Annotated in this window: 17 protein-coding genes and 1 pseudogene; 10 read left to right on the top strand and 8 right to left on the bottom strand. The window is 68.5% G+C overall.

Annotated features, from left to right (window positions below; all coding sequences use genetic code 11):
* Positions 1-111 precede the first annotated feature (111 nt).
* From AT701_RS01320 to AT701_RS01310, 3 genes are all read right to left on the bottom strand, one after another.
* On the bottom strand, positions 112-1,938 hold the full coding sequence (locus tag AT701_RS01320; protein WP_011726783.1) for a phosphoenolpyruvate carboxykinase (GTP): 1,827 nt from the start codon (positions 1,936-1,938) through the stop codon (positions 112-114).
* Between the two features lie 157 nt (positions 1,939-2,095).
* Positions 2,096-3,562 (bottom strand): hypothetical protein, encoded by a 1,467-nt coding sequence (locus AT701_RS01315; RefSeq protein ID WP_058124977.1) that lies wholly within the window; start codon positions 3,560-3,562, stop codon positions 2,096-2,098.
* Positions 3,559-4,599: a P-loop NTPase family protein gene (locus AT701_RS01310; RefSeq protein WP_223495250.1), complete on the bottom strand. Its 1,041-nt coding sequence runs from the start codon at positions 4,597-4,599 to the stop codon at positions 3,559-3,561. The genes AT701_RS01315 and AT701_RS01310 overlap by 4 nt, the downstream gene beginning before the upstream one ends.
* Before the next feature lie 117 nt (positions 4,600-4,716).
* On the opposite strand from AT701_RS01310, the gene trmB reads away from it, so the two are divergent.
* The 3 genes and pseudogenes from trmB (at position 4,717) to mmpL3 (ending at position 9,364) form a co-directional block, all read left to right on the top strand.
* Entirely contained in the window at positions 4,717-5,526 is an 810-nt protein-coding gene (gene trmB, locus AT701_RS01305) for a tRNA (guanosine(46)-N7)-methyltransferase TrmB (protein ID WP_029104289.1), read from the top strand.
* Positions 5,523-6,227, top strand: coding sequence for an NYN domain-containing protein (locus tag AT701_RS01300; protein WP_029104288.1), 705 nt, complete (start codon positions 5,523-5,525; stop codon positions 6,225-6,227). Before trmB ends, AT701_RS01300 begins: the two co-directional genes overlap by 4 nt.
* 93 nt (positions 6,228-6,320) lie before the next feature.
* Positions 6,321-9,364 (top strand): annotated as a pseudogene (mmpL3, locus tag AT701_RS01295) (trehalose monomycolate exporter MmpL3).
* Between the two features lie 7 nt (positions 9,365-9,371).
* Here mmpL3 and AT701_RS01290 read toward each other — a convergent pair.
* On the bottom strand, positions 9,372-10,511 hold the full coding sequence (locus AT701_RS01290) for an AI-2E family transporter (protein WP_003891590.1): 1,140 nt from the start codon (positions 10,509-10,511) through the stop codon (positions 9,372-9,374).
* A gap of 73 nt (positions 10,512-10,584) precedes the next feature.
* Between AT701_RS01290 and AT701_RS01285 the strand changes: the two genes are divergently transcribed.
* Genes AT701_RS01285 through AT701_RS01275 form a run of 3 tightly spaced genes read left to right on the top strand, consistent with a single transcriptional unit; the run spans position 10,585 to position 13,245 of the window.
* Entirely contained in the window at positions 10,585-11,676 is a 1,092-nt protein-coding gene (locus AT701_RS01285) for a lysylphosphatidylglycerol synthase transmembrane domain-containing protein (protein WP_058124976.1), read from the top strand.
* Entirely contained in the window at positions 11,676-12,890 is a 1,215-nt protein-coding gene (locus AT701_RS01280; RefSeq protein WP_058124975.1) for a M23 family metallopeptidase, read from the top strand. The genes AT701_RS01285 and AT701_RS01280 overlap by 1 nt, the downstream gene beginning before the upstream one ends.
* On the top strand, positions 12,877-13,245 hold the full coding sequence (locus AT701_RS01275; protein WP_058124974.1) for a DUF3054 domain-containing protein: 369 nt from the start codon (positions 12,877-12,879) through the stop codon (positions 13,243-13,245). Before AT701_RS01280 ends, AT701_RS01275 begins: the two co-directional genes overlap by 14 nt.
* Here the strand turns inward: AT701_RS01275 and AT701_RS01270 are convergent.
* From AT701_RS01270 to AT701_RS01255, 4 genes are all read right to left on the bottom strand, one after another.
* Positions 13,233-14,585 carry a HAMP domain-containing sensor histidine kinase gene (locus AT701_RS01270; RefSeq protein WP_003891586.1) on the bottom strand — a complete coding sequence of 451 codons (1,353 nt, stop codon included), beginning with the start codon at positions 14,583-14,585 and terminating at the stop codon, positions 13,233-13,235. The genes AT701_RS01275 and AT701_RS01270 overlap by 13 nt on opposite strands.
* A gap of 20 nt (positions 14,586-14,605) precedes the next feature.
* Positions 14,606-15,334, bottom strand: coding sequence for a response regulator transcription factor (locus tag AT701_RS01265; protein ID WP_003891585.1), 729 nt, complete (start codon positions 15,332-15,334; stop codon positions 14,606-14,608).
* A gap of 17 nt (positions 15,335-15,351) precedes the next feature.
* On the bottom strand, positions 15,352-15,732 hold the full coding sequence (locus tag AT701_RS01260; protein WP_003891584.1) for a heme-binding protein: 381 nt from the start codon (positions 15,730-15,732) through the stop codon (positions 15,352-15,354).
* 169 nt (positions 15,733-15,901) lie between these two features.
* Positions 15,902-16,483, bottom strand: a complete 582-nt coding sequence (locus AT701_RS01255; RefSeq protein WP_058124973.1) for a hemophore — start codon at positions 16,481-16,483, stop codon at positions 15,902-15,904.
* A 321-nt stretch (positions 16,484-16,804) separates the two neighbouring features.
* On the opposite strand from AT701_RS01255, the gene AT701_RS01250 reads away from it, so the two are divergent.
* From AT701_RS01250 to AT701_RS01235, 4 genes are all read left to right on the top strand, one after another.
* Entirely contained in the window at positions 16,805-19,669 is a 2,865-nt protein-coding gene (locus tag AT701_RS01250) for an MMPL family transporter (protein WP_058124972.1), read from the top strand.
* Complete coding sequence (locus AT701_RS01245) at positions 19,666-20,280, top strand: hypothetical protein (RefSeq protein WP_029104505.1); 615 nt, start codon at positions 19,666-19,668, stop codon at positions 20,278-20,280. Before AT701_RS01250 ends, AT701_RS01245 begins: the two co-directional genes overlap by 4 nt.
* Positions 20,281-20,355: 75 nt before the next feature.
* A complete protein-coding gene (locus tag AT701_RS01240; protein WP_003891580.1) occupies positions 20,356-21,651 on the top strand; it encodes an O-acetylhomoserine aminocarboxypropyltransferase/cysteine synthase family protein in 1,296 nt (431 codons plus the stop codon).
* Positions 21,644-22,114, top strand: a complete 471-nt coding sequence (locus tag AT701_RS01235) for a CoA-binding protein (protein ID WP_003891579.1) — start codon at positions 21,644-21,646, stop codon at positions 22,112-22,114. Before AT701_RS01240 ends, AT701_RS01235 begins: the two co-directional genes overlap by 8 nt.
* The last annotated feature ends 14 nt before the right edge of the window (positions 22,115-22,128 follow it).

The following is a 22,128-nucleotide window of genomic DNA, read 5'->3' as shown; positions in this document are numbered from 1 at the left end:
GCATCGTCACAGCAGGGGCCGACAAGCCCGCCGGAAATGCGTCGAGCCTGTAGTTACCGTGTGCGGCACTCGCACTTTTGCACGGTAACTACAGGCTCGACGAAAAAGCGGTTAGCCCTCTTCGGACAGGCGGTGCTTGAGCGCGTCGAACTCGTCCTTGAGGCCGGTCGGCAGCTTCTCACCGACGAACTCGAACCACTCCTCGATCAACGGGAGCTCGGCACGCCACTCCTCGGGCTTGACGGCGAGCGCCTCGTCAACGTCGGCGGGGTCCACATCGAGGCCTTCGAGGTCGAGGTCGGCCGCGGTCGGCACGATGCCGATCGGGGTGCTCTTGCCGTCGGCCTTGTGCTCGATGCGCTCGACGGCCCATTTGAGCACGCGGCTGTTCTCGCCGAAGCCCGGCCACAGGAAGCGGCCGTCGTCGCCGCGACGGAACCAGTTGACGAAGAACACCTTGGGCAGCTTGGACTCGTCGGCGTTCTTGCCCACGTTGATCCAGTGCGCGAAGTAGTCACCGACGTTGTAGCCCAGGAACGGCAGCATGGCCATCGGGTCGCGGCGCACGGTGCCCACCTTGCCCTCGGCTGCGGCGGTCTGCTCCGAACCCAGGGTGGCACCGATGAACACGCCGTGCTGCCAGTCGCGGGCCTCGGTGATCAGCGGGACCGTGGTCTTGCGGCGGCCGCCGAACAGGATCGCCGAGATCGGCACACCCTGCGGGTCGTCCCACTCGGGCGCCAGCGTCGGGCACTGCGAGATCGGGGTGCAGTACCGCGAGTTGGGGTGGGCGGCCTTCTCACCGGACTCCGGCGTCCAGTCGTTGCCCTTCCAGTCGATGAGGTGCTGCGGGTCGCCCTCGAGGCCCTCCCACCACACGTCACCGTCGTCGGTCTTGGCGACGTTGGTGAACACGGTGTTGCCCGCGGCGATGGTCTTCATGGCGTTGGGGTTCGACGACCAGTTGGTGCCGGGCGCGACGCCGAAGAAGCCGAACTCGGGGTTGGTCGCATACAGGCGGCCGTCCTTGCCGAAGCGCATCCACGCGATGTCGTCGCCGACGGTCTCGGCGCGCCAGCCTTCAATGGTGGGCTGCAGCATCGCGAGGTTGGTCTTGCCGCACGCCGACGGGAACGCCGCGGCGATGAAGTACGCCTTGTTCTCGGGGCTGATCAGCTTGAGGATCAGCATGTGCTCGGCGAGCCAGCCCTCGTCGTGGGCCATGGCCGACGCGATGCGCAGCGAGTAGCACTTCTTGCCCAGCAGCGCGTTGCCGCCGTAGCCCGAGCCGAAGCTCCAGATCTCACGGGTCTCGGGGAAGTGGGTGATGTACTTGGTGTCGTTGCACGGCCATGGCACGTCTTTCTGACCGGGCTCGAGCGGAGCGCCGATCGAGTGCAGGGCCTTGACGAAGAAGCCGTCGTCACCGAGCTTGTCCAGCGCGGCCCGGCCCATGCGGGTCATGGTGCGCATCGAGACGACGACGTATTCCGAGTCGGTGATCTCGACGCCGAGCTTGGGGTCCTCGGCATCCAGCGGGCCCATGCAGAACGGGACCACGTAGAGCGTGCGGCCGCGCATCGAGCCCCGGTACAGGTCGGTCATGATGCCGCGCATCTCGGCCGGGTCCATCCAGTTGTTGGTCGGACCCGCGTCGATCTCACGCTCGGTGCAGATGAAGGTGCGGGATTCGACACGCGCGACGTCGGACGGATCGGAAAGCGCGAGGTACGAATTGGGCTGCTTCTCGGGATTGAGCTTCTGGAAGGTGCCGGCCTCGACGAGGTGGGCGCACAGCCGCTCGTACTCCTCGTCGGAGCCGTCGGCGAACACCACCCGATCCGGCTGCGTCAGCTCCGCAACCTCCTGGACCCACGCCAGCAGTCCCTGATGTTTAGTCGGTGCGGTGTCCAAACCCGGAATGGTCGCTGAGGTCATTGAATTCTCCTGCGTAGGTTTTCTGGAACCCAAGCCACGTCACAACGCGGTTACGGCTGCCCCTTGGGTAGAGGTTAACGCGGGTCACATATGAGCCGTGAGCCAGTTGTCTGTCCGATCACTCACAGGAACGATTCAGTTCAGGCTCACACCCGGGTTACTCATCAGTAGAAGCCGAATCCCCGTACAAATCGGCGCGGACGGCGTCCAGCGCGCGCCGCAACGGCGGTATCCGACGGTCCCTCAGCGCGGCCGCGCGAGCGGTCGCGACGGCGTGTTCGCGCAGTTCGGTGTCGATCGCGGCGATCTGCTCGGCGGCCGCCGCGGCTTCGGCCTCCTCACGACCGGCAAGTTGTGTCGTGAGATCGGCCTCGGCCTGCAGCACACGCGTCGCGACGAGCTCCTCGACCGCCGAGCGAACTGTCGCGGTGGCGTCGTTGACCCACCGGTCGAGGACCGCCCGGTCGTGCAACAGGCCGCGGATGCTCACCACCCACACCGCCAGCAGCAACCCGACCAGCGCCCCGACCGCCAGGCCCGTGACCGCGAGACGAGGTGCCGCGCCTGCCAGCAGGCGGCTCACGGCCAGCGCGACCCCGAGTCCGAAGCCGACGGCCAGCACGGCCATCAGGCGGGTCTCCACGGTGCGGGTCTTCAGCGGCGGCGATGCGATGTCGGGCACCAAGGGACGCTCCGGCGTCGCGGGCGCGTCGAGACCCAGTTCCGACGCGACGTCGCCGAGGTGCACCGTGACACCCTCGTGGACCTCGTCGACGATGGTGTCGCAGCGCTCGCGCACGTACGTCTCGAACTCACCGATCCGTCGCCGGCCCAGCGCCGCGACGTCCTCCTGCAGTTCGGTGCGCACCGAGTTGCACCGGTTGCGCGCGAAGTAACCGAGTTGCACGCGCGCCTGCTGCAACTGACTGCGCAGGGCGACACTGCGTTCGGTCTTGGTGAGCCTGCGCGTGCGGTTGATCTCGGCGCGCCGCTCGCGCAGCGTCTCCAGCCGCGTCTTGCGGTCGGCCCCTGACGCGTCTGCCTCGTATCGGCCGATGACGGCTTCCAGCCGCGCCTCCCAGGCACGTAACCTGTTGCGCCGCAACATGTCTGGATTACCCGAAAGCTCGGTGAGCGCGGTCACGAGCTCATCGACCCGGGGTTCACCGAGATCGGGGGCAGCGGCGACGCCGGCCCACGGCATCCGTTCGTAGCGCTGCGACCGCGCGGCGCAGGTCTTGGCGTCGGCCTCACACACGTCGCGCCAGTTGCGGTGCGCGTCGATCTTGGACACCGCGCCCACCACCAGATCGGTGTACTGGGTCGTCAGATCCAGTAGCGCACAGTCTGATTCGGTGATCGGCGCGGCGGCCGAGACCACGAACACCACTGCCTTGGGCGCCTCGCCGGCCAGCAGGTCGTCGGACTCGACGAACGTGTGCTGGGGCATCCGTTCCCGCAGTGCCGCCAGGACACTCGACGTGCCCGCGAGCCAGGGACCCGTCACGAGGATGACGTCGCGGGCCTGGACACCGGGTGAGCTCAGCCCAGGGTCGACCGCGGCGACGAGTGCGTCCGCCTCGGCGATCGGGTCCGGTGTGGGTTCTTCCGTCGCGGTGCTCACCGCCGCGCCGCCTCCTCGGTGTCCAGGCCCGCCAGACGCAGCGAACCCCGCGCGATCGCGGCGGCGCACCTGCCGTGCAGCGCGCCCACCGGGCCACGGGTGTACCGCCACCAGAACCTGGCCCGACGCAGGTGCGCATCGCGCCCGCATGCGGGCCGCGACGGCACCACCACCCCTGCGGCCCGCATGACCTCGAGCGCGGCATCCATCACCGCGACCACGGTGGTGTCGGCGGCAAGGAAGCGGCCGACGCTCTCACCGCCCACGGCCTGCAGTTCGGTCAGGGCCCGTTCGATCCGCCGGTATCTGCGCGGTGCGGCCAGCGCATCGAGCGCCGCAAGCACACGGTCGGTCTCGCCGAGGCGCCGCAGTGCGGCGGACAGAACCGCGGCATCGGCGTTCGGCTCGCGGCTCAGTTCACGGCATGCGTGCACGATGCCGAAACGGTCCAGCGTGGTCAGCAACTCGGTGCGGGTCGCCTGCGCGACCGGGTGGGGGTCGGCCAGGAACGCCTCGGTCGAGGTCAGGTCGGCCGGCGTCGTCGCCAGCAGGCGCAGCGCCTCGACGAGGTGCGGCGAAAGCGTGGCCCGCGCGAGCGACCCGACCATCGGCACCACGGGCAACCCCGTCCGCTCCCGCAGCTGCTGGGCGCGGTGGTGCGCTGCGGCCAGGGAACCGTCCGGCGCACGGCCCACGAGGTCGGCCTTGTTGAGCACGACGAGCACGTCCGCACCGCGTGCCCGCAACGCGTCCGCGAGGGTCAGATCCTCTGGTTTGAGCACCTCGGCCGTGACCAGCACCGCCAGCTCACCCGGCCCGTCGTCGCGCACCGCGACACCGTTCGCGGCGAGGGCCTCGGCCACCGTGGTGACCCCCACACCGCGGCGGCCGTGCACGGAGACTCCGACGGGGGCGCACACGCGGGCGGAGATCTTCGCCAGCCGCGGGTCGCGGTTGCCGTCGCCGACGCAGCCGGCAAACCGCTTCAGCTCGGCTGCGAACATCTGGCGGCCCTCCACAGTGAACTCCCTGGTCATCCCTGCCAAGAATCGTGGCATGGCCCGGACGGGCTCGCGAACGGATGTTTGGGTCATAACAGTCGAAGGCAACTGTTGGGTATCAATCTGTACCACGATGCGGGCACACAGCTGCCGATAAGAGACCATGGACGGATGCAAGCGCCTGTGCCTGACGTCGCGGGCGGACCGGCTCCCGACCTCGACGCCGCTGGAGAGGCCCCCGTGAACGCTTCAGCAGGCCCGCCGGCCGAGCCGCACCGCCTGCCCCGCGTGACCAGCTTTCGCACACGCCGATCGACGCTGTCCGGCGGCCAGCAGGGAACCTGGGACCGCCTGTGGCCCAAGCTCGGCATGCAGGCCAGAGACGAGGATTCCCAGCCCATCACCGACCTGGACACCGAGGCCTGGTTCGGACGCTCGGCACCGTTGGTCCTGGAGATCGGCTCGGGCACCGGGACGTCCACGCTCGAGATGGCCAAGGCCGAACCGCACATCGACGTGATCGCCGTCGAGGTGTACCGGAAGGGCCTCGCGCAGTTGCTCAGCGCGATCGACCGCGAGGGTGTCACCAACATCCGGATGATTCGCGGCGACGGCGTCGACGTTCTCGAGCACATGATCGGCAGCAACACCCTGACCGGTGTGCGGGTCTTCTTCCCGGATCCGTGGCCCAAGGCCCGCCACCACAAGCGCCGGTTGCTGCAACCTGCCACGGTCGCGCTCATCGCCGACCGGTTGCGCGAGGGCGGCGTCCTGCACGCCGCGACCGACCACATGGGATACGCCGAGCACATCGCCGAGGTCGGCGACGCCGAGCCGCTGCTGCGCCGGGTGTCGACCAGCGACGACCTGCCGATATCCCTCGAGCGGCCCGTCACGAAGTACCAGCGCAAGGCCCTGGCCGGCACCGAGGTGGCCGAACTGGTGTGGGAGAAACGCCTATGAGTGTGACGCCCGACATCGTGGAGGACCTCCAGCAAGAATCCTCACCCGAAACCGATGCGGTTCCGGGTGTCCGACGGGTCCTGCTGGTCTGGGACGCACCGAATCTGGACATGGGCCTCGGGTCGATTCTCGGCGGCAGGCCCACAGCCGCGCACCGCCCGCGGTTCGACGCGCTGGGCCGATGGCTTCTGGCCTATACCGCCGAGCTGGCCGACGGTGTCGGCGCGGAGGAAACCGCGATCTCCCATGAGCCCGAGGCGACGGTCTTCACCAACATCGCCCCAGGTAGCGCCGATGTCGTGCGCCCGTGGGTCGAGGCGTTGCGTAACGTGGGTTTCGCCGTCTTCGCCAAACCGAAGATCGATGAAGACAGCGATGTCGACAGCGACATGCTCGACCACATCGCACTGCGCAGACGTGAGGGGCTGGCGGCGGTACTGGTCGCCTCCGCGGACGGGCAGGCGTTCCGGCAACCGCTGGAGGAAATCGCCCGTGAGGGCACGCCTGTGCAGGTTCTCGGATTTCGCGAACATGCCAGCTGGGCGCTAGCGTCGGATACCTTGGAGTTTGTCGATCTGGAGGATATTCCTGGTGTTTTCCGGGAACCGCTGCCACGGATCGGCCTGGACTCGCTACCCGAGCAGGGGGCGTGGCTGCAGCCGTTCCGGCCGTTGTCGTCGCTACTGACCTCGCGTGTGTGACAACTGCACAAGACCACAACGGACCCAGACAAACAGCCTCGCACAGCGCAGGCGCGGGTCTCTGGAGATTTGATCGAAGCGTTAGGAGCCTAAGTGTTCGCCTGGTGGGGTCGGACCGTGTACCAGTTCAGGTACATCGTCATCGGTGTGATGGTGGCCCTGTGTCTCGGCGGCGGCGTCTACGGGATCAGCCTGGGTAACCACGTCACGCAGAGCGGTTTCTACGACGAGGGCAGCCAGTCTGTCGCGGCGTCGCTGATCGGCGACGAGGTGTACGGCCGTGACCGGACCAGCCACGTGGTGGCCATCCTGACGCCTCCCGACGACAAGAAGGTCACCGACAAGGCGTGGCAGAAGAAGGTCACCGAGGAACTCGATCAGGTGGTCAAGGACCACGAGGATCAGATCGTCGGCTGGGTGGGCTGGCTCAAGGCCCCCGACACCACCGACCCGACCGTCAGCGCCATGAAGACGGAGGATCTGCGGCACACGTTCATCAGCATCCCGCTCCAAGGTGACGACGACGACGAGATCCTCAAGAACTATCAGGTCGTCGAGCCCGAGCTGCAGCAGGTCAACGACGGCGACATCCGGCTCGCGGGCCTCAACCCGCTGGCCAGTGAGCTGACCGGCACCATCGGCGAGGACCAGAAGCGTGCCGAGGTGGCCGCCATCCCGCTGGTCGCCGTGGTGCTGTTCTTCGTGTTCGGCACCGTGATCGCCGCGGCCCTGCCCGCGATCATCGGTGGCCTCGCCATCGCGGGCGCGCTGGGCATCATGCGCCTGGTCGCCGAGTTCACCCCCGTGCACTTCTTCGCCCAGCCGGTGGTCACGCTGATCGGCCTCGGTATCGCGATCGACTACGGCCTGTTCATCGTGAGCCGGTTCCGCGAGGAGATCGCCGAGGGCTACGACACCGAGGCGGCCGTTCGCCGCACCGTGATGACGTCGGGACGCACGGTCGTGTTCTCCGCGGTGATCATCGTCGCGTCGTCGGTGCCGCTGCTGCTGTTCCCGCAGGGCTTCCTGAAATCGATCACCTACGCCATCATCGCGTCGGTCATGCTCGCGGCGATCCTGTCGATCACCGTGCTGGCGGCCGCGCTGGCGATCCTGGGCCCGCGAGTCGACGCGCTGGGCGTGACGACGCTGCTGAAGATCCCGTTCCTGGCCAACTGGCAGTTCTCGCGGCGCATCATCGACTGGTTCGCCGAGAAGACGCAGAAGACCAAGACGCGCGAAGAGGTCGAGCGCGGCTTCTGGGGCCGGCTGGTCAACGTCGTGATGAAGCGCCCGATCGCGTTCGCCGCACCGATTTTGGTGGTCATGGTGCTGCTGATCATCCCGTTGGGGCAGCTTTCCCTCGGCGGCATCAGCGAGAAGTACCTGCCGCCGGACAACTCCGTGCGCCAGTCGCAGGAGCAATTCGACAAGCTGTTCCCCGGTTTCCGTACCGAACCGCTCACGCTCGTGATGAAGCGTGAGGACGGCGAGCCGATCACCGACGCCCAGATCGCCGACATGCGCGCCAAGGCGCTCACGGTCTCCGGCTTCACCGACCCGGACAACGATCCGGAGAAGATGTGGAAGGAACGCCCGGCCAACGACAGCGGGTCCAAGGACCCGTCGGTGCGGGTGATCCAGAACGGTCTGGAGAACCGCAACGACGCGGCCAAGAAGATCGACGAGTTGCGCGCGCTGCAACCACCGCACGGCATCGAGGTGTTCGTCGGCGGAACCCCGGCGCTTGAACAGGACTCGATCCACAGCCTGTTCGACAAGCTGCCGCTGATGGCGCTGATCCTGATCGTCACGACGACCGTCCTGATGTTCCTGGCGTTCGGATCGGTGGTGTTGCCGATCAAGGCCGCGTTGATGAGCGCGCTGACGCTCGGTTCGACGATGGGCATCCTCACGTGGATGTTCGTCGACGGCCACGGCTCGGGGCTGATGAACTACACCCCGCAGCCGCTCATGGCGCCCATGATCGGCCTGATCATCGCGGTCATCTGGGGTCTGTCGACCGACTACGAGGTGTTCCTGGTGTCCCGCATGGTCGAGGCACGTGAACGCGGTATGTCGACGGCCGAGGCCATCCGCATCGGTACGGCGACCACGGGCCGCCTGATCACCGGTGCGGCGCTGATCCTCGCGGTGGTCGCGGGTGCGTTCGTGTTCTCCGACCTGGTGATGATGAAATACCTGGCCTTCGGTCTGCTCATCGCACTTCTGTTGGACGCCACCATCATTCGTATGTTCCTGGTGCCCGCCATCATGAAGCTGCTCGGCGACGACTGCTGGTGGGCCCCGCGCTGGATGAAGCGGGTGCAGGAGAAGCTGGGCCTCGGCGAGACCGAACTGCCCGACGAGCGCAAGCGCCCCACCGTGCGCGAGTCCGAGGCCGACCAGCGGGCCCTCGTGGGCGTCGGTGCACCGCCGCCGCCACCGCGTCCGCACGATCCGACGCATCCCGCACCGGAACCGGTCCGCCCGATGCCGCCGATGCGCAGCAACGCGCCGTCGGCCGCGGGTACCGCGCGCATCTCGACACCGCCGCAGCCGCCGCAGCCGCCGCAGGCGCCCGCTCAGCAGGCCGGCGATGAACCCGCCACCACGCGGTTCGCCATGGCGCGCAACGCCGTTCGCAATGCGGTCAACAGCGCGGTGCACGGCGGCGCAGGCAGCGCGGCCGCGCCGACCGAGCGTGCGCCGCGCCCGGGTGGCCCGGCGCAGCCGCCGGCCCCGCCGCAACGCGAGGAACGCGAGATCGAGTCCTGGCTGGGCGCGTTGCGTGGTCCCGCGCCGGCCAAGAACGTGCCCCAGCCGCCGCCGGCCCAGCCGCAGCGGCCTTCGACGGACACCACGCGTGCCATGCCCCGCAGGGCCGCCCGCCCGCCGGGCCCGCCGATCGGAGCAACGAGAACGCGCCCACCACCGCGTTCAGCGCGCAGCGTCCGCCCAACGGCGGTGCGCCCGCGGATGCGACGACGGCGATCCCCACGCCCCCGCAGCGGGAGCAGGAACCGTCGACCGAGAAGCTCAACACGCGTGAGGACGCTCCGGAGGATCCGGAGACCAAGCGCCGTGGCGGCGGCATGAGCGCGCAGGACCTGCTGCGCCGCGAAGGCAGGCTGTAGGGCCCGGCTACTCCCGTTCGGGAAGGTCGTCGGACTCTGCGGCGATGATCGTGGTGCTCTCGGCGACCAGGGCCTCCTCCTCTGCGTGCGGATCGCGCGCCAGCAGGACCCGCGTCGCGCTGTTGAGGAATGCCACCGCGGGCACCGCGAGCAGTGCGCCGACGATGCCCGCGAGCACACCGCCGCCTGCGATCGCGAGCACGACGGCCAGCGGGTGGATCGACACCGCGCGGCCCATCACGAGCGGCTGCAGCACGTGCCCCTCGAGCTGCTGCACGGCGATGATGAGACCGAGGGTGATCAGCGCGTAGACCAGGCCCTTGGCGAGCAGCGCCACGACCACCGCGAGGAAGCCGGCGATGACGGCACCCACGAGCGGCACGAACGCGCCGAGGAACACCAGTGACGCCAACGGCAGCGCCAGCGGTATGCCCATGATGGCCAGGCCGGTGCCGATGCCGATGGCGTCGACGAGGGCCACCAGGAACGTCGCGCGCACGTAACCGATCAGTGAGTGGAAGCCCGCGCGGCCCGCGTCGCGCACACGCTCGCGCACGTCCTCGGGGAACGCCTTGGTGACGAACGCGAAGATGTTGCGCCCGCCCTGCAGCAGGAAGATCAGCGTGAACAGGGTGAGCACGGCCCCGGTGAGCAGTTCGGTGAGCGTGCCCGCGGTGGACAGCGCGCCGGTGGTCACCTTCTCCTGATTGCGTTGCAGCGCCTCGATCGCGGTGTTGCCGGCCGAGTCGATCTGCTCCTTGCTCAGGTGCAGCGGACCGTCAATCAGCCAGTTCCGCACGCCGTCGATGCTGCGCGTCATCTGCTCGACCAGGTCGGGGGCGCCCTGGATGAACTGCGTGACGACGAAGGTCAGGATGCCGCCCACCACGGCGATACCGCCGAGCAGCACAAGCGCGACCGCGGATCCACGCGGGGCCCCGCGACGGTCCATGAAGTCGACGGCGGGCAGCAGCAGTGCGGCGACCATGGTCGCGAGCGCCACCGGGACGAAAAGGATCTCCAGCCGTTTGATCAGCCACAGCAACGCCACGATCGCGCCGCCGATGATCAGGAGCCGCCACGACCAGGCGGCAGCCTTGCGGACGAGAGGCGATACTGCTTCGTCGGCAACGGGGTCCAGGGCCATGCCCGTAGCGTAACCGCGGCACGCCCGCGTGAACCGTCGTGAACCCGCAAACTGCGCGGTTACCCTGTAGAGCGTGTCACACGACGCGCAGGCGGACGCCGCCCGCGGCCGGGCGGGTTCTGCGCGCGGCAAGTACTGGTGGCTGCGCTGGGTGCTGATCGCCGTCGCGGTCGCGGTACTCAGTGTCGAGGTGACGCTGGTATGGGATCAGCTGGCGAAGGCGTGGAAGAGCCTGGTGTCGGCGAACGTGTGGTGGGTGCTGGCCGCGGTCGTCGCGGCCATGGCGTCGATCCACAGCTTCGCGCAGATCCAGCGGACGCTTTTGCTGTCGGCCGGCGTGCAGGTGCGCCAGTGGCGTTCGGAGGCCGCGTACTACGCGGGCAACGCGTTGTCGACGACGATGCCGGGCGGCCCGGTGCTCTCGACGACGTTCATATACCGGCAGCAACGCATCTGGGGCGCATCGCCGTTGGTGGCGTCGTGGCAGCTGGTGATGTCGGGCGTGCTGCAGGTCCTCGGCCTGGCGCTGCTCGGCCTCGGCGGTGCGTTCATGCTCGGTGCGAGCAAGAACCCGCTGTCGCTGATCTTCTCGCTCGGCGGGTTGCTCGCGTTGGTGCTGCTCGGCCAGGCCGTCGCGTCGCGGCCCGAGTTGATCGAGGGTATCGGCGTCAAGGTGCTGCACTGGGTGAACTCGGTGCGCGGCAAGCCATCTGACACCGGGCTGGCCAAGTGGCGCGAGATCCTCAAACAGCTGGAGGCGGTCAAGCTGGGCCGCCGCGACCTCACGGTGTCGTTCAGCTGGTCGATGTTCAACTGGATCGCCGACGTCGCGTGCCTGGCGTTCGCGTGCTACGCCGCGGGCGGTCATCCGTCGCTGGCCGGGGTCACGGTGGCGTACGCGGCCGCGCGTGCGGTCGGCTCGATCCCGCTCATGCCCGGCGGCCTGCTGGTCGTGGAGGCCGTGCTGGTGCCCGGTCTGGTGACGTCGGGAATGACACTGGCCTCGGCCATCTCCGCGATGCTCATCTACCGCCTGATCAGCTGGATCTTCATCTCCGCGATCGGGTGGGTGATCTTCTTCTTCATGTTCCGCACCGAGACCGATCTCGACGTCGACAGGGTCGACCAGCACGAACCCGCACCCGAACGCCAGGAGCCCAACTGATGCGATATCTGACCCTCGCGGTGTCGCTCGGCACCGCCACTGCCCTGGTGGTCCTGACCGCATGTTCGTCGGCCGAGACCACCGAATCCGAGGCCACCACGACCACCACACCCAAGGCCCAGCCGACGCCGGTGATCGGATCGGTGCTCGCCGAACCGATCCCGGTGCCCACCACCGACGGCCGCACGCATCTGGCGTACGAGCTGATGCTGACCAACCCGATGTCGGGCAACGTCACGCTGAACGCCGTGAGCGTCATGGACGGTGACCGCAAGCTGCTGACCCTCTCGGGCGACAGCCTGAAGTACTGGACCAGGGCGCTCGGCAACCCCGCCGCACCCGCCAACGTGCTCGGCCCCGGCCAGAGTGCGACCGTATGGCTCGACGTCGTCGCCGACGATCCGGCGCAGGTGCCCACCGAGCTCACCCATGCCATCGACCTCACGGTCGCCAAGCCGATGCCGCCGCTCATCCCGGCGAACGTCACCGAGACCATCGCACCGGTGAGCGTGCAGACGCGCAAGCCGCCGTCGATCTCGCCGCCGCTGACCGGTGACGGGTGGCTGGACATCAACAGCTGCTGCGACATGACGGCGCACCGCATGGCGCTCAACCCGATCAACGGAAAAATCTGGGCCGCAGAGCGATTCGCCATCGACTATGTGCAACTCGGTACCGACGGCCGCATCTACACCGGCAACAAGGCCGCCGTCGAGAGCTACCCGTACTTCGGCGCCGAGATCCGCGCGGTCGCCGACGGCCCGGTGGTGTCGGTGCTCGACGGCCAGCCCGAGCAGACGCCCGGGGTGACACCGAGCGGGCTCACGCTCGAGCAGTACGGCGGCAACCACATCGTGCAGGACATCGGCGACGGCGTGTACGCGTTCTACGCGCATCTGCAACCCGGCAGCCTCAAGGTCAAGCCCGGTGATCAGCTCGCCACGGGGCAGGTGATCGCGTCGCTGGGCAACAGCGGAAACTCCGATGCCCCGCACCTGCACTTCCATGTCATGGACGGCCCCGATCCGCTCGCGGCCGATGGGCTACCGTTTGTGTTCGACTCGTTCCGGTTGGATTCCCGATTGACCTCCGCCACCGCCGGTGACGCGCTGCTGGACGGCAAACCGGCTGCGCTGCAACCAGGTTTCGCCACCCGGGAAGTGTCCGAAGTGAGCCCACTGGTATTGGATGTGATGACGTATGCGAGCGACTAGCGCCCGCGCCCTGCTGGCCGATCTGGTCTGTGTGGTGGTGTTCTGCACGATCGGCAGGCGCAGCCACGCCGAGGGGATCACCGTGGCCGGCGTCGCCGAGACGGCCTGGCCGTTTCTGGTCGGCACGCTCGTCGGCTGGGTGGTCTCGCGCGGCTGGCAGCGCCCGACATCGTTGGCGCCCACCGGCATCGCGGTGTGGTTGTGCACCATCGTCGTCGGCATGCTGCTGCGCAAGCTCACCTCGGCCGGCACCGCCGTCAGCTTCATCGTGGTGGCCTCGCTGGTCACCGCGGCACTTCTGCTCGGCTGGCGCGGCGTGCTGGCCGCCGCGCGACGCAAGGCTCAGGCCAACTGATCCGTCGGACCGGTCGGTGCGATCGACACCGTCAGGGTCGCGCGCAGGCCGCCCAGTGGACCGTCGGACAGCTTGATCTGCCCGCCGTGCAACTCGGCCTGCTGCGCCACCAGCGCAAGCCCCAGACCCGACCCACCGGCCACCGCGGTGCTGCCGCGGCGGAACCGGCCCAGCACGGTCTCGTGTTCCTCGACGGGCAGCCCGCGGCCGTTGTCGTCGACGACGATGGTCAGCATCTGACCGGTGCGGTGCGCCGACACCACGACCCGGCCGGCCTCGCCGTGCGTGATCGCGTTGCGCACCAGGTTGTCCACGGCGATGCGCAGCCCGCCCGGCCAGCCGAGCACCAGGCCCACGTCGTCGTCGGCGTGCACCTCGATGCGCACATCGGTGTCGGCCCTGGTGTTCTCGCGCGCCACCCGGTCGAGCATGTCGGTGATGTCGATGAGTTCGCGATCCTCGGCCTGCGCCAGCTGGCCCGACGCGAGTTGTCCCAGTGCGGTGATGATGGCCTCGACGCGCCGTTGTGCGCGGGACAGGTCGGCCACCACCTCGTCGCGCTCGTCCTCGGGCAGGTCGTGGATGCGCAGCGTGTCGAGATCCGCGCGCATCGCGGTCAACGGCGTCCGCAGTTCGTGCGCGGCGTTGGCCGCGAAATCCTGTGCCGCCTGAAGCGAATTCGTCGTCGCGCGCTGCGCGGCCGCGAGCCGGGTCAGCATGCCCGACATGGCCTCCGAGAGGTCCTCGGCCTCACGGACGCCGCGCACCTCGGGCAGGGTGTCGGGGCCGCCGCTGCCCAGCTTGGAGGTGTGCTCGGTGAGCTTGCGCAGCGGCCGGATCGCCGGGCCCGCGAGCAACCAGCCCAGACCGGCGGCCACCAGGACCGTCACCACCCCGACCGCGGCGTACAGCGGAATCCGGTTGGCGCTCAACAAGATGGAGTCGGCGCGGATACCGATCGACATCATGATGCCGCCCTGCTGGTCGACCGAGACGGTGCGGACCCGGTAGTCCACACCGTTCACCTCGACGGTGGCGGTGCCCGGCGGCAGCGCGGGAAGTTGGAAACCGCGCTGGAACACCACCTGACCGCCCGTGCGGGTGCGTCCGGTGGTGAGCACGCCGCGCTGCGGATCCTGCAGGTGTTCCGGGTTGATGCTGGCGTCGACGATCGCGTCGAGACGCCGATCGAGCTGTGCCGCATCGTTGCTCGCGAGCACCACCGACGTCAGGATCGTGAACGCCGCGACGACGGCCGAGGCTGCCGCGGCGGCCGCGACCGCCACCCTGGTACGCAGCGATGCCGACCGGATGAACGCGGGAAGACGCAGGCGCCGCACTCAGCTCCCGACCTCGGCGCTCACGGCTCTTCCCGCAGCACGTACCCGATGCCGCGCACGGTGTGGATCACACGCGGCACGCCGTCGCGTTCGAGTTTGCGCCGCAGATAGGAGATGAAGACGTCGGCCACGTTGGTGTCGACGTCGAAGTCGTAGCCCCACACCAGCTCCAGCAACCGCTGCCGGGACAGCACCACGCCCGCGTTCTCGGCGAGCACCGCCAGCAGGTCGAACTCGCGCTTGGTCAGGTCGACGCGTTCACCGCTGACGAACACCAGCCTGCGCGCGGTGTCGATGGTGACCGGTCCGACTGTCATGGTGTCGGACGGCTGCTCGGTGTGGCTCGCGCGCCGCAGCAGCGCATGCAGCCGGGCCACCAGTTCACCGAGGTCGAACGGTTTGGTCAGGTAGTCATCGGCACCTGCCTCCAAACCGGCGATCCGGTCGTTGACGGTGTCGCGTGCCGACAGCACACAGATGGGGATGTCGTTGCCCAGCGCCCGCAACGCGGTGACCACGGCGACGCCGTCGAGCTCCGGCATCTGCACGTCCAGTACGAGGGCATCGTGCGACTCCGTCGACAGCAGCCGCAGCGCTTCCTTGCCGGACGCCGCGACCCGGACGTCGAACCCCGAGTGGCGCAGGCCGCGCGCCACCGAGGTTCGGACATCCGGGTCGTCGTCGACCATGAGGACCGTGCGATTGACGCCCTCGGGCGCCCGCGATCCCTCACCGCTGGCGGGGGTCATGTCCACCCGCACGCGGACTACGGCAATTCAGGTGCCGGCGCGGTCCCGCAACGATTCTTGAGGTCGACAAGGGGCTGGCGCACCGCGGTCAGTTCGTCCTTCACCTGCGGGTTGGCTGCGAGGTAGTCGGCAACCTTGGGCTTCACCTCTTCCCGGGGCAACCCTTCGAGGCTGGTGAAGAAGTCGTTCACCTGTGGGTGGGTGAACAGGTAGGCCGAGGTGCCGGCCGAGACACCGGACGCAACGCCGGCCAGGTCTGCGGCCGTGCAGTTGGGCGGGTTCGGGGCCGGATCAGCCAGCGCCGAGGGGATAGCACCGAACAGCATCGCACCGGCTACAGCGCCGGCGCCGGCCGCGCCAGCAACCACTCGCCGCGCATTCTGGGCCGAGAGCAACATGGTCAAGCTCCTTCATCGGAAGTGGAAGGCCGTAACGCCAAACGGTTATCGGCGTAAAAAGCTAAGCAGAATCTGTGTCCAGTTTCTTGCCTTGCACTCAAACCAGTGTCGCAATGCATCGAAATTGCAGCTCAGCGCGCCTCAGGTAGGCGACGCGGAGCGTCGGCGGTCAGCGTGTGGACGTGACAGCAGGGCCGGGAAGTGGCCCGGAGCCCTGTGAGACCGGCGAGATGGGCGTCCGCTGTGCGGGTCCGACCACACCTGGCACCCCCGCGATCTGAGGCGACGTCAGGCCTCCTGGCAAACTTCCGGCGGCTGCCGTACCCTGCTGCTGCGCGGCCTGCACGAGACCGAGGAGCTGGGGCAGCGTCACAGGCAACTGGCACTTGGTGCCCAGGGCGGTCAGCGGCTGCTGCAACCGCTGCAGGTCCTTGGCGACCTGTGGGTTGGCGTCCAGATAGGTCTTGATCGACGCGAGGGTCGCGGGCCCGGCCTGCTGCTTGCTGATGGTGGTCAGAGCCTGGTTGGTCTGCGGGTTCTCGTCGAGATAGTCGCCGGTGTCGGTGGCCACCTTGCCGACCGTGCGTGCGACCTCACTGGCCGCGCAGGGGTCGGTCGCGGCCGTGGCCGACGGGCCGAGCAGCGCGGCGGTCGCCGCGCCGCCCACGGCGGTCGCCACGAACACCGTTCCCAGCGTGCGCCGCAGATCGTGCTTGGCCCCAAAGATTGCCCCGGTGATGGCGGCCTTCATGCAACGAGCTCCTTCGTTCGCGATCGTCTACCCCTCGCAAACGAAGTGAACGAACAAAACGTTGCGATCGGTGACCTGTCCGACCCCCGGCGGATCCGATGCGTACATCGCCGCCGGGGAAATCCTGCCATCTATGTCGCCAGGGCCGCCGGATTCGTTAACCGCGGCCGGTAACGGCCAGGACGGGTGTGGTCGATAACAGAACGAATGAGTGGCCCGCCACGGTACCCGTGTGCAGGTACGCTCACGCTCAGACACGCCAGGGATATCAGGACACCGAGCCTGCCGGAGAGAAAGCGGGGACTTCGCATCCAGCAGTTCATGATGCGCTTGAGCAGCACTTTGCGCAGGTTCCGCTGGGCGGTGTTCGCGACGTGGTTGCTGCTCCTGGTGCCGTCGATCTACCTCGCTCTCAACCAGTCGTCGAACCTCACCGGCGGCGGGTTCGAGGTCGAGGGTTCCCAGTCGCTGCACGTGCAGCGACAGCTCGAGGAGCACTTCCCCGACCAGGGCGCATCACCGCTTGCGCTGGTGGCCGCACCGCGGGCCGACGCGTCGTACGAGGACATGAACGCCGCCGTCGTCCATCTCGAGAAGCTCGCGGCCGAGGTGCCCAGCGTCAAGATCGTCCCCAATCCGCAGCAACCGGCGCCGCAGCCCGACCGGCCGTATGTGATCACGCTGCAACTCGACTTCAACAACACCGGCGCGGTCGACGTCGCCAAACAACTGCGCCAGAAGGTCGGCATCCAGGGCGAGGAACCCGGCGAGAGCCAGAACGGCAAGGTCAAGTTCTACGTCATCGGTCAGGGCGCGCTGGGCGCCGCGGCGACGCAGGCCACCAAGCACGATATCGCCGCGGCCGAGAAGTGGAACATGCCGATCGTCCTGATCGTGCTGCTCGCGGTGTTCGGGTCACTGGCCGCCGCGGCCCTGCCGCTCGTGCTGGGTGTGTGCACGGTCGTGGTGACCATGGGCCTGGTCTATCTGCTGTCGATGTTCACGACGATGAGCGTGTTCGTGACGTCGACGGTGTCGATGTTCGGCATCGCGGTGGCGATCGACTACTCACTGTTCATCCTGATGCGGTTCCGCGAGGAACTGCGCGCGGGCCGCGATCAGCAGGATGCGATCGACGCCGCGATGGCCACGTCGGGGCTCGCCGTGGCGCTGTCGGGTTTGACCGTGATCGCCTCGGTCACCGGCATCTACCTCATCAACACCCCGGTGCTGGTGTCGATGGCCACCGGCGCGATCCTCGCGGTCGCGGTCGCGGTGCTGACCTCGACGACGCTCACGCCCGCCGTGCTGGCGACGTTCGGCAAGGCCGCGGCCAAACGGTCGTCCTACCTGCACTGGTCGCGGCGGGCCGAGGCGACGCAGTCGCGGTTCTGGACGCGCTGGACCGGCGCGGTGATGCGCAGGCCGTGGGCGTCGGCGATCGCGGCGGCCATCCTGCTGTTGGTGCTGGCCGCACCCGCGTTCAACATGGTGCTGGGCAACAGCATGCAGCGCCAGTTCGATCCCACCCACGAGATCCGCGGCGGCGTCAACGCGGCCGCGGACGCGCTCGGTCCGGGCGCGCTCGGCCCCATCCGCGTGCTGGTGACGTTCCCGGGCGAGGGCGACGCGTCAAGTCAAGCGGCGACCACCACCATCGAGGCCGTGCGCCAGCAGATGACCAAGGCGCCCAGCGTCGTCTCGGTGCAGCCGCCGGTGGTGTCCGACGACAACGACAGCGCCCTGCTCTCGGCGGTGCTGTCGGTGGATCCCGAGGACATGGCCGCGCGCGAGGCCATCGACTGGATGCGCGCCAAACTGCCCGGCGTGGCAGGCCAGAACGCCACGATCGACGTGGGCGGCCCCACGGCCCTGATCAAGGACTTCGACGACCGGGTGTCGGCCACCCAGCCGCTGGTGTTCGTGTTCGTCGCGCTGATCGCGTTCGTCATGCTGCTGGTGTCGATCCGCTCGGTGGTGCTGGCCTTCAAGGGCGTGCTGATGACCGTGCTGTCGGTGGCCGCGGCGTACGGCAGCCTGGTCGTGGTCTTCCAGTGGGGCTGGCTCGAACAGCTGGGCTTTCCCAGGATCAGCTCCCTGGACAGCACGATCCCGCCGCTGGTCCTCGCCATGACCTTCGGTCTGTCGATGGACTACGAGATCTTTCTGCTCACCCGGATCCGGGAACGGTTCCTGCAGACCAACAGCACGCGTGACGCCGTCGCGTACGGCGTGAGCACCAGCGCCCGCACCATCACCAGCGCGGCACTGATCATGATCGCGGTGTTCATCGGCTTCGCGTTCGCCGGCATGCCCCTGGTGGCCCAGCTCGGCGTCGCGTGCGCGGTGGCGATCGCGGTCGACGCGACGGTGGTGCGGCTCGTGCTGGTGCCGGCGCTCATGGCGATGTTCGACCAGTGGAACTGGTGGCTGCCGCGCTGGCTCGACAAGATCCTGCCCGAGGTGGATTTCGAGAAGCCGCTGCCCAAGATCGAGGTGACCGACCTGGTCATCATCCCCGACAACATCGCCGCGCTCGGACCGAGCGGCAGCGACCTGCGCACCATGGTGCGCACCGCGGCACGCATGAAAACCCTTGCCCCACAGACGATCAGTGTCGCCGACCCGCTGGCCTTCAGCGGCTGCACCCGGCCCACCACCCGCCTGTCGACGCAGCGGGCGGGCAGGCCCAAGGCCCACACCCCGGGGCTGCACCCCGTGACGATGTGGCGCGGCAGGTTGTCGGTGGCCGTCGACGCCCTGCAGACCGAGGCCGACACCGAACAGGCCCCGGTGGAACGGCGCGGGCCGGTCGAGACCACCAACGTCCAGTTGCCCACGGGCGATCGGCTGCAGATCCCCACGGGCGCCGAGACCCTGCGGCTGGCGGGTTATCTGATCATGTGCCGCAACACCACCAAGGACTTCGAGGATTTCGCACGTCTGGTGGATTTGATGGATTCTCATACGGCAGCTCTGGTGCTGGCGAGCATGGACCGGTATTACTGTGGGCGAGACCCAAGCAACCGGTGGGTGGCCACGCAGCTGGTGCGCCGGCTGGCCGACCCGCAGCCGTCCGACGAACACGATGTCCGAATGTCGGGTCCCGACGCGGCTGAGGATTGGGAAAAGGTCAGGCAGCGTTGCCTGTCGGTCGCGGTAGCAATGCTGGAGGAGGCGAAGTGACGTTGGCCCCCGACGTTCGGGACATGCGGGACGCGCGTCGCAAAGACATGTCGCCCATACAACCGCCCTCGAACCGATCCCCCGGCCAACGGAACCAAGGGCCGCGCCCGGCAGCGGTGCGCCCGCGGGATCCCCAGGCTCCCGCCCGCGGCGCAGCGCGCGGTCCCCAGCGACAGTTCGACGACCGCCCGGTCGAGTACTGGCCCACCGCGGCGATCCGCGCGGCACTGGAGACCGACGATCTGACGGTGTGGCAGCGCATCGTCGCTGCGATCAAACGGGACCCGTACGGCCGCACCGCCCGTCAGGTCGAGGAGGTCCTGGAGACCGCCCGGCCCTACGGCGTCTCGAAAGCCCTGTCGGAAGTTCTCGTGCGCACCCGCGACCACCTCGAGGCGTCTGAACGCGCCGAGGTGGCCAAGCAGATCCAGGCCATGCTGCGCCGGTCGAAGCTCGCGCCGCCGGAATTCGCCTCGCGCGTCGGGGTGTCCAACGAAGAGTTCGCGACGTATCTGGAGGGCAGTGTGAGCCCCCGTGCGTCGCTGCTGCTGCGGATGCAGCGGTTGTCGGACCGGTTCGCGAAGATCGCCGCGCAGCGCAGCGGCAAGTGATCCGGCAGGCGGATTCGGTTCTGGCCGAGCGGATGGCTTGACTCACACCCACGCCACGGGTACTGATGGCTACTCGTGACTGACCGAACCTTCGGCCTGGCCACCCGCGCCATACACGCCGGACAACGTCCGGATGCTGCCACCGGTGCACGGGTGACGCCGATCTACGCCAACGCCAGCTTCGTCTTCAACGACACCGACGACGCGGCCAACCTGTTCGCACTGCAGAAGTACGGCAACATCTACAGCCGGATCGGCAACCCCACCGTCGCAGCCTTCGAAGAGTGCATCGCAAGCCTGGAGAACGGGCTGGGTGCGGTGGCCACGGCCAGCGGTCTGTCCGCGCAGTTCGCGGTGTTCGCCGCGCTCGCGGGCGCAGGCGACCACATCGTGTCGGCCGCGAGCCTCTACGGCGGCACCGTCACGCAGCTCGACGTCTCGCTGCGCCGGTTCGGCATCGACACCACGTTCGTGGGCGGCACCGACCCGGCCGACTACGCCGCAGCGGTCACCGACCGCACCCGGCTGATCTACGCCGAGGTGATCTCCAATCCGTCCGGTGAGATCGCCGACCTCGCAGGTCTGGCCGAGGTCGCCAGGGACGCCGGGGTTCCGCTGATCGTCGACAGCACGGTCGCCACGCCTGCCCTGTGCCGTCCGATCGAGCACGGCGCGGACATCGTCGTGCACTCGGCCACCAAGTTCATCGGCGGGCACGGCACCACGCTCGGCGGCGTCGCGGTCGACGCGGGCCGATTCGACTGGGGCGCAGGAAAATTCCCGCAGATGACCGAGCCTGTCGCGTCCTACGGCGGGCTGAGCTGGTGGGGCAACTTCGGCGAGTTCGGGTTCCTGACCAAGCTGCGCAGCGAGCAGCTGCGTGATCTGGGTGCCACGCTGGCCCCGCAGTCGGCCTTCCAGCTCCTACAGGGCGTGCAGACGCTACCGCAGCGCATGGCCGCCCACATCGCCAACGCGCGCGCGGTCGCCGAGTGGCTCGAGGCCGATCCGCGCGTGACGTACGTCCGCTGGGCCGGGCTGCCGTCGCATCCGCATCACGACCGGGCCAGGCACTACCTGCCCGACGGCCCCGGCGCGGTGTTCGCGTTCGGCGTCAAGGGTGGCCGCGCCGCGGGCGAGAAGTTCATCAACTCCGTGCAACTCGCGAGCCACCTGGCCAACATCGGCGACGTGCGCACGCTCGTGGTGCACCCCGCCAGCACGACACACCGCCAGCTCACCGACGAGCAGCTCACCGCGGGCGGCGTCGGCCCCGAGCTCATCCGCATCAGCGTGGGCATCGAGGACGTCGAGGACATCATCTGGGATCTCGACCAGGCACTGACACAAGCGGAGAAAGCCGATGACTGACGCCCTGACCCGCCAGCGCATCCTGCGCGAGACCCGCTCGGTGGCCATCGTGGGCGCCTCGGCCAACACGTCGCGCGCGAGCTACTTCGTGTGGACCTACCTCAAGTCGACCGGCGACTACGACATCTACCTGGTGAACCCCACGATCAAGGAGATCGAGGGCACACCGGTGTACCCCAGCCTGTCCGAGCTGCCCGTGGTGCCCGATCTGGTCGACGTGTTCCGTCGGCGTGACGACCTGCCCGATGTGCTCAAGGAGACCATCGCGGTGGGCGCCAAGACCCTGTGGCTGCAGCTCGGGCTGCGCCACGACGAGGTGGTCCGTGACGGCGAGGCCGCCGGGCTGCAGGTGGTGCAGGACCGCTGCATGAAGATCGAGCACGCCCGGTTCGCCGGCGGCCTGCACCTCGCCGGGTTCAACACCGGCGTGATCGACTCCCGCAGGCCCAAGAAGGCCTACTAGCGCGAGTTAGCGGG

Source organism: Mycolicibacterium smegmatis (assembly GCF_001457595.1).
In the GTDB taxonomy this organism is placed as follows: domain Bacteria; phylum Actinomycetota; class Actinomycetes; order Mycobacteriales; family Mycobacteriaceae; genus Mycobacterium; species Mycobacterium smegmatis.
The sequence above is the reverse complement of the archived record's forward strand: the minus strand, read 5'-3'. Positions and strand labels throughout refer to the sequence as shown.

What these genes read in the sequence shown, in the direction of transcription:
- AT701_RS01320 (WP_011726783.1), bottom strand. Translation starts at nt 1,938, where the DNA reads ATGACCTCAGCGACCATTCCGGGTTTGGACACCGCACCGACTAAACAT.
- AT701_RS01310 (WP_223495250.1), bottom strand. Translation starts at nt 4,599, where the DNA reads ATGACCAGGGAGTTCACTGTGGAGGGCCGCCAGATGTTCGCAGCCGAG.
- AT701_RS01300 (WP_029104288.1), top strand. Translation starts at nt 5,523, where the DNA reads ATGAGTGTGACGCCCGACATCGTGGAGGACCTCCAGCAAGAATCCTCA.
- AT701_RS01290 (WP_003891590.1), bottom strand. Translation starts at nt 10,511, where the DNA reads ATGGCCCTGGACCCCGTTGCCGACGAAGCAGTATCGCCTCTCGTCCGC.
- AT701_RS01280 (WP_058124975.1), top strand. Translation starts at nt 11,676, where the DNA reads ATGCGATATCTGACCCTCGCGGTGTCGCTCGGCACCGCCACTGCCCTG.
- AT701_RS01275 (WP_058124974.1), top strand. Translation starts at nt 12,877, where the DNA reads ATGCGAGCGACTAGCGCCCGCGCCCTGCTGGCCGATCTGGTCTGTGTG.
- AT701_RS01265 (WP_003891585.1), bottom strand. Translation starts at nt 15,334, where the DNA reads ATGACCCCCGCCAGCGGTGAGGGATCGCGGGCGCCCGAGGGCGTCAAT.
- AT701_RS01260 (WP_003891584.1), bottom strand. Translation starts at nt 15,732, where the DNA reads ATGTTGCTCTCGGCCCAGAATGCGCGGCGAGTGGTTGCTGGCGCGGCC.
- AT701_RS01255 (WP_058124973.1), bottom strand. Translation starts at nt 16,483, where the DNA reads ATGAAGGCCGCCATCACCGGGGCAATCTTTGGGGCCAAGCACGATCTG.
- AT701_RS01250 (WP_058124972.1), top strand. Translation starts at nt 16,805, where the DNA reads ATGATGCGCTTGAGCAGCACTTTGCGCAGGTTCCGCTGGGCGGTGTTC.
- AT701_RS01235 (WP_003891579.1), top strand. Translation starts at nt 21,644, where the DNA reads ATGACTGACGCCCTGACCCGCCAGCGCATCCTGCGCGAGACCCGCTCG.